Annotated in this window: 6 protein-coding genes; 5 read left to right on the forward strand and 1 reads right to left on the reverse strand. The window is 45.7% G+C overall.

All coding sequences use genetic code 11. The annotated features are described in order from the left end of the window. Positions 1–589 precede the first annotated feature (589 nt). Positions 590–1459, reverse strand: a complete 870-nt coding sequence (gene yghU / locus JW499_RS09950) for a glutathione-dependent disulfide-bond oxidoreductase (protein WP_205210453.1) — start codon at positions 1457–1459, stop codon at positions 590–592. Positions 1460–2950: 1491 nt separating this feature from the next. Between yghU and ltrA the strand changes: the two genes are divergently transcribed. The 5 genes from ltrA (at position 2951) to JW499_RS09975 (ending at position 7094) form a co-directional block, all read left to right on the forward strand. Continuing rightward, positions 2951–4216 carry a group II intron reverse transcriptase/maturase gene (gene ltrA / locus JW499_RS09955; RefSeq protein WP_205210454.1) on the forward strand — a complete coding sequence of 422 codons (1266 nt, stop codon included), beginning with the start codon at positions 2951–2953 and terminating at the stop codon, positions 4214–4216. Between the two features lie 147 nt (positions 4217–4363). Continuing rightward, positions 4364–4903, forward strand: coding sequence for a hypothetical protein (locus JW499_RS09960; protein WP_205210455.1), 540 nt, complete (start codon positions 4364–4366; stop codon positions 4901–4903). Beyond that, the gene (locus tag JW499_RS09965) at positions 4896–5456 is read left to right on the forward strand and encodes a hypothetical protein (protein ID WP_205210456.1); all 561 of its coding nucleotides are present in this window, start codon (positions 4896–4898) and stop codon (positions 5454–5456) included. Before JW499_RS09960 ends, JW499_RS09965 begins: the two co-directional genes overlap by 8 nt. 308 nt (positions 5457–5764) lie before the next feature. Then, positions 5765–6469, forward strand: a complete 705-nt coding sequence (locus JW499_RS09970; RefSeq protein ID WP_205210457.1) for a transposase — start codon at positions 5765–5767, stop codon at positions 6467–6469. A 193-nt stretch (positions 6470–6662) separates the two neighbouring features. Beyond that, positions 6663–7094 carry a hypothetical protein gene (locus JW499_RS09975; RefSeq protein WP_205210458.1) on the forward strand — a complete coding sequence of 144 codons (432 nt, stop codon included), beginning with the start codon at positions 6663–6665 and terminating at the stop codon, positions 7092–7094. Positions 7095–7275 lie beyond the last annotated feature (181 nt).

A 7275-nucleotide genomic window follows, 5' to 3' on the forward strand; every position in this document is an offset into this window, starting at 1 on the left:
TTGCTAGTAGTTAGAAAAAGCGGTTCACCACAGTACCCAGGGGGCATGCTAAGGACACCGAGAACACAGAGGGAGAGCTTAGCGCCAGGTCTGTAATTGTGCAGCTTTGCAACATGTAAGATCTGACCGCTCTTTACCCGCTTTTTCTAGCAAGCGACGCAGTCGCGTCTGGAGTCTCAGTAGCTAGACGTGGCTGCGCCACTTGCAGTGGTTAGAAAAAGCGATTCACCACAGTACCCAGGGGACATGCTAAGGACACCGAGAACACAGAGGGAGAGCTTAGCGCCAGGTCTGTAATTATGCAGCTTTGCAACATGTAAGATCTGACCGCTCTTTATCCGCTTTATCTGGCAAGCGACGCAGTCGCGTCTGGAGTCTCAGTAGCTAGACGTGGCTGCGCCACTTGCTAGTAGTTAGAAAAAGCGATTCACCACAGTACCCAGGGGACATGCTAAGGACACCGAGAACACAGAGGGAGTGCTTAGCGCCAGGTCTGTAATTGTGCAGCTTTGCAACATGTAAGATCTGACCGCTCTTTATCCGCTCTTTACCCGCTTTTTCTAGCAAGCGACGTAGTCGCGTCTAACCACTAGCGACTAGCAACTTTCTTTAAAGCCAAAACCTTATCAATATCGTCGGCAGCGTGACGTTCGCGCAGTTGTTCCCATGCCTCACCCGAGGATTTGTTAACAATACGGCCACGTTTGACGCCTTCGCGTTGTTCCAGCATCTGTGCCCAGCGCAGAACGTGACTGTAGCTTTCAACCTGCAGAAACTCTGCGGCATCGTATAGACGCCCCAAAACCAGATTGCCATACCAGGGCCAGATGGCGATATCCGCGATGCTGTATTCATCGCCTGCTACATAGGGATGGTTTGCGAGCTGTTTATCTAACACATCCAGCAGGCGCTTAGTTTCCATGGCATAGCGGTTGATGGGGTATTCCTGTTTGACATCGGCATAGGCGTAGAAATGACCAAAGCCGCCACCAATAAAAGGCGCTGAACCCTGAGCCCAGAACAGCCAGTTGAATACCTCTGTCCGGCTGGGGCCGCTTTGTGGCAGAAACTGACCAAACTTCTCAGCTAAATGAACCAGAATCGATGCTGATTCGAAGACATTAACATCCTCTTCCCCCGATCTGTCGACCAGCGCTGGAATCTTGGAGTTTGGATTGACGGCGACGAAGCCGGATGAAAACTGCTCTGACTTGCCTATATTAATCAGAAAAGCATCGTATTCAGCCTCTTTAATGCCAAGCAACAGTAGCTCTTCGAGCATAATGGTGACTTTCTGACCATTGGGGGTGCCCAGCGAATACAGCTGGAAAGGGTGATCACCCACTGGCAGATCCTGTTGGTAACGTGCCCCTGACACCGGACTGTTGATGTTCGCCCATTCGTTGCCTCCCGCAGTATCATCTACCCAGATTGCAGGGGGGATGTATTGTTCACTCATAGGGCCTCCTTAAACGTGACGTTATTGACGTAGTTGGTGCGGTCGGTAATGTCCGAGTGTGCTTTATCTTAATGAGGAAAACAAATGATACTCTGGATGAAAGGCATCCGCTAACAGATCTCCAGTGTACCCCTGTTGTTGATTCTCTTAGATTATGACACATGGCCTGATGGCAGAAGTCAGTGGGGCTGTTTACTCACACAACTCTGAGGTTGTGATCAATGAATTTTTGGGTAATACGGTTAAGAAACGGGCTGCTTTTCCTCTCACGTCCCTGTGGATAATTAAGGGGTGATTGCTGTATATATAGACAGTTAATTTTAATAAGTCCAGAAGAACGGCACGCTTTGCCAATTTGCTGTTGATAAGTTGGCACGCTTTGGCACTGGAATAACTCATAAAAGTGATGCACAATCAGTCACATAGGAAATCTGGCAGGTGACAAAGCGTGCCATCACAAAACAGCAAACCGTGCTTGCGTGTTTTCAGGGGATGAAAAACGACGTGCTTCAGAATTACGCTTTCAGTTCAAATAGATACACTATTCTCTGCCTGATACCTGCGGTGTCAAAACGCGCACGCTTACAATTTAAATGTTAGATGATGACAATGAGGAAAAAGTACAGGTTATTTGTCGTGGCGGCACTATTGTCCATTCCTATGGTGGTTATCCCAGCAAAGATTATTGGCGGCACAATGTGGGGTTTTTTCGGATTTGTATTTTGTATTATTGGATTGGTAACTATTCAACCAATAATTTTTAAATGCCCAAGCTGCAATCAAATGATTTTTAAATTAAAAAGCGGATACTACATAACTTGGTACAATGGTGAGTGCAGGTATTGCGGTTATAAATTTAATGACTAATACATCTAACAATGGGGTCATGTCGCTCACTTCGTTCGCTGGGACGCTTCGCCTTCGGCTCCGCGCCCCATACCCTGTCCGTTAGAGCGCCAAGCGAAGCTTGGTGCGTCTTGCGAGGTGAAAGTCCTTGCCCGGCAAAGCCTAACCAGCAGCCGGTATCGAGTGTTGCGCCGGAGGCGGAGCGGGGGGATCGTGAACTCTTTCCTATCGCCCATAGATGGTCGATGACCCTGCGAACAAATCAGGTGAAGCGTACACAGAGAACTGTATAGGCCATAGGGAATGACCGCATTTCTGAAGCGCTGGAATCGCCCCGAAAATAAATTCCCGATTGGCGAGATGTGTAACATTATCGAAGCCAGTATGAAGACTTCGCCAAGGTGAGAAGTCGGAGAGTCGGCGGGGTTATCAAGCCATGGCATGTACAGAGAGATGCATCAGGAACTTGGGAGGCCCAGACAGGCCCCTGAAGGAGCAGGTAGGGATGTCTAGTCGAAAGACGAAACGAACGAAGACCGTCTGGGAGTCGGATCAGCCCATAGTAGTCGATCATGACGAAGGAGCTGACAGTTATATCGGCCGGCAGCAGAGACATGCCCCGAACAACGTAGGGTCGGATAAGGCATGACAACCGAACTGTTGGCCATCGCAAGTAAAGCAAGAAGCCACCCCCAACACCGCTTTCAGAATCTGTACAGGCTATTGGATAAAGGCCTGCTGGCTGACAGCTGGGGGAAACTAAACAAAGCGTCAGCGCCGGGTATCGACGGGCTCACCGCCGATACTTACGCGTTACAGCTCACTGACCATCTGAACATCCTGCATCAACGCCTGATAGATAAATCATATCGGGCGGCAGCGGTTAAACGCGTACTTATACCCAAAGGGAATGGTAAGACACGTCCTCTGGGGTTGCCGGTGCTGGAAGATAAACTCGTCCAGCAATCAGTGTTACAGATATTACAAAGTATCTGGGAAGCTGATTTTCTGCCATGCAGTTACGGTTATCGGCCCAATAAAAGTGCCCATCAGGCGCTTGAAGGCATTCGTAGCGGACTACAACGAGGTAACTATGGCTATGTGGCCGAGGCCGATATAAAGGGCTTCTTCAACAGCATGGATCATGGATGGCTGGAGCAACGTGTAGACGATAAAGCACTGATCACCCTGATCAAACAATGGTTAAAGGCCCAGGTGGTAGAGCCGGATGGAAGTCGGCACAAATCGGACAAAGGTTCGCCGCAAGGAGGGATAATCTCTCCGGTACTGGCGAACATCTATCTCCACTATGTGCTGGATTTATGGTTTGAGAAGGTGATACGCAAGAAACTGAGCGGCAATGCGATGCTGGTTCGGTACGCAGATGACTTTATCGTCGCCTTTCAGTACAAAGACGATGCACGTCAGTTTTATCATCGCCTGCCAGAGAGGCTGAAGAAATTTGGTCTGGCACTGGCGAGCGATAAAACAGGGTTACTCCGTTTCAGTCGTTTTGAACCGGGGCGACAACGGAGCATCGTGTTTCTGGGCTTTGAGGTTTATTGGGATATAAGCTATCGGGGAAAGGTGGCAGTGCATCGGAAAACAGCACGAGAGAAGCAAAGAGCAAGCATCAAGGAAATGGTACGGTGGATTAAGTACAATCGATCGAGACCAATCCAGGAATTGCTATCGGTGGTGAAACGTAAGCTGAAAGGCTTTGAGAACTACTTTGGGACACCGGGAAACAGTAAAAGCCTATCCCGTCTGTATTATCAAACGGTCAGGGCACTGTATAAATGGTTAAACCGACGTAGTCAGCGCCGAAGCTATAACTGGAGTGAGTTCGCACAGCTGTTAAGATGGTTTAATGTACGCGCACTAACCGTGAGGAAGGCGGAGTACAGTTAGGGCTCGGATTTACGCGGGCGAATATATAACTGAAGAGCCGGATGCGGTAGTTCCGCACGTCCGGATCTGTGTGGGGGCGGTACAGGTAACTGGCCGTCCTACCATGACTGCATAAGAGCAGCATTTCCAAAATTAGAGTAGATATCAATGAGTAAAAAAGACTTTGAAGATTTGCTAAAAAAGCATGAGAGCAAATCTGAAGAAAAAGAAATTGATTGGCAATCTCAAAAAGATGAGTGGCTCGCATTCATAGATCAATTCTACAACACTTTAGAGCAATGGCTATCTCCTTATAAAGAACAAGGTGCTGTTTCTTACTCCTATAAAGATCTCCAATTAACAGAAGAATACATTGGGACTTACACTGTAAAGGTAATGACTGTTGATTTTGCCGGTCAAAGATTAACCTTTGAGCCCATAGGAACTTTGCTTATCGGAACCAAAGGTCGAATAGATATGGAAGGCGTTAAGGGGCGAGTTCAATTCATTCTAGCTGATAAAGACAGTAAAGGAATGAAAGTTAGTGTATCTATCTCAATTGATGGTGAAAAACAAAAAGAGAAAAAAAACCAAAAAACTCCGGACTGGACTTGGAAAATAGTTTTGAGAGAGTCTCGTAAGGTTTCATTTGTAGAATTCAATGAAGAAAATTTCTTTGATGCACTAATGGAAATTGTAAATGGCTAGACGAAAGAAAACCTCATTTACAAATTCACACTCGACTATCGAAGATATTGAGAATTATTATGTAGATAGTGAGGATTCCTTGACGTCATACTATGACGTTGATTTCGAATCAGGTGAAATATCTGCGAAGTTCATTGGTTATTCCAAAGACGAGATTTTCGGCGAACTTAAAGAAAGAAAAGAAACATTAGACCGAATGTGCTCTCTAGAATTGCTTGCCGCAATTGAAGCTAGGGTGAAGATTGATTACATTATTCGAGGTCAGGATAAGCTAAAAGATGATTTTTCAAAGAAGCTAAGACTTGTCTACGACAGTAAAGAAAATAGAGCCTCATTAAAAGATGACATTATTTCTGTATGGCGCACAGAGAAACCGGAGCACAAAACAAGGCTAGATAATTTTGGTTTGGCGCTGGACTATAGAAATTGGCTGGCACATGGCAGATATTGGCAGCCCAAAAGAGCTCCCCATATTCATAGGTATGATTACCTTTCAATATATTATTTGGCACAAGATGTATTGGACAATATGGACCTGCTGGAAAGTGCATAACACATATGAGCCGCCTCGGAGTCAATAGAATATAACGCTCTTATCTGGCCGCGAAGCGGTCAGTTTTTTAATGAATCAGTCAGCCAGTTTTCTTCGTCTGTCATTGTCGTTGCCAAAACGAGTTTGCAACAAACACATATTGAGATTCTCTTACCCCGTGCTCAACGGGTGCCTACCAATACGTTATCTCTGATGTGAGTGGGGGGACTAATTAAAGGGGTCAAAGCCCTTTATAGCTAAGTTTTTCGGTTTTTATTGAATAGTGCTAAAATATTTTTCCCAATGCAGGCGATTTCAAGGAAGAGACGATGCCAAGGAAACCGAGGTTTTATCTACCTGAAGTACCAGTCCATATAGTACAGCGTGGTCACTCACGTGATCCGGTGTTCTTTGAAAATCAGGATTATGCTACATACGCCTATTGGCATAAGGAAAGCAGCAAGAAATATTTTGTTTCTATCCACGCTTTTGTCATGATGACAAATCATATTCACTTATTGGTAACCCCCAGTGAAGCTGAGAGTATTAGTCTGTTTATGCAATTTATAGGGAGACGCTTTGTGCCATACATTAATCATAAATATGGCAGAAGCGGTTCAATCTGGGAGGGACGATACAAAGCCTGTTTAGTTCAGGATGATGCCTATCTTCTTACAGTAATGAGATACATTGAGCTAAACTCGGTTCGGGCAGGTATGGTTGAGTTGCCAGGTCATTATCGTTGGTCGAGCTTTAGTCACAATAGTGGTATAAAAAATATTGAGTTTCTCAGACCACATCCGTCATACGTTGCGCTTGGTAAAAATCAGCAAGAAAGACATCAGATGTATCAGGAGCTGTTTAAAGGGTATATTGATGAAGGTGCTATGAAACGAATTCGAGAAGCTTGGCAGACTGGTACCCCACTGGGTAACGATATGTTTCGGGATAAGGTCGAGCGTCAACTTCAATGTAAAGTAGGACAGGCAAGACGGGGACGCCCAAAGATTACTATTGATCAAAAAGGGCTTTGACCCCTTTAACTTCATCAAAAAGGGCTTTGACCCCTTTAACTTCTGACCCCTTTAACTTCTGTTTGAACTGGAGGAATAATCATTATTACTTCCAGGCAAAACGTTAAAACGAACAGGTGAAGGCTGCGGTAGATGGATATTATTATGTCAAAATGTCTAATCCGACAGTCTCGTTAGCAGTCACTAGAGAATTATGAGTGTAATTGAAGTTTTGAAAGAAAAATTACTTGGGAATTTCTACTCTATATTCAGAGTAGGAGATGCCTTTGATTTGTATTTCGATGGTTTTTGGATCATAGCTCACAATGTGGTCTCACCAGATGAAGATGAAATAAATAAACATTTACCGACTTTGTATCAGCCATCATCTGAGGCCGTAGATAAAGAGGATGTAGCTAAGAGCATAGTGCTTTCATCCACGCTCCGTAAGTGTATAACTGGTGTGGCTCTACTGCCTGATTCAAGTTTGGAGCTTACTTTCGAAAACGGGGTTAAGTTACTATTCCCAACCAACACCGAGGTAGTTGATTGGCAGTGGGCTCTTAATGAAAATGCCAATGATCCTTATCTTGGTTGTATTGTGGGTGTTTTTGAATCGGGTGAGGCTCAGCTTGGCAGCTGCTAACAAGGCGCTGTTGTCGGACTGGTTTTCCGCTGCGCTCCAAACCAGCCGCAAAGCGCGGCGTTAGTGCGACAAGCGAAGCTTGTCACAACTTGCAGGGTGAAAGTCCCTGTCGGGTAAGAGTTAGCCACTCACCCGTATCGAGTCTTGCGCGGTGCGCGGAGTCTGAGATTAGTGAGTCACT

Source organism: Amphritea pacifica, assembly GCF_016924145.1.
GTDB lineage: Bacteria > Pseudomonadota > Gammaproteobacteria > Pseudomonadales > Balneatricaceae > Amphritea > Amphritea pacifica.

Bases quoted from the DNA above. Each gene is read 5' to 3' on its own strand.
- yghU (WP_205210453.1), bottom strand. From the start codon at position 1,459: ATGAGTGAACAATACATCCCCCCTGCAATCTGGGTAGATGATACTGCG.
- JW499_RS09970 (WP_205210457.1), top strand. From the start codon at position 5,765: ATGCCAAGGAAACCGAGGTTTTATCTACCTGAAGTACCAGTCCATATA.
- JW499_RS09960 (WP_205210455.1), top strand. From the start codon at position 4,364: ATGAGTAAAAAAGACTTTGAAGATTTGCTAAAAAAGCATGAGAGCAAA.
- ltrA (WP_205210454.1), top strand. From the start codon at position 2,951: ATGACAACCGAACTGTTGGCCATCGCAAGTAAAGCAAGAAGCCACCCC.
- JW499_RS09975 (WP_205210458.1), top strand. From the start codon at position 6,663: ATGAGTGTAATTGAAGTTTTGAAAGAAAAATTACTTGGGAATTTCTAC.
- JW499_RS09965 (WP_205210456.1), top strand. From the start codon at position 4,896: ATGGCTAGACGAAAGAAAACCTCATTTACAAATTCACACTCGACTATC.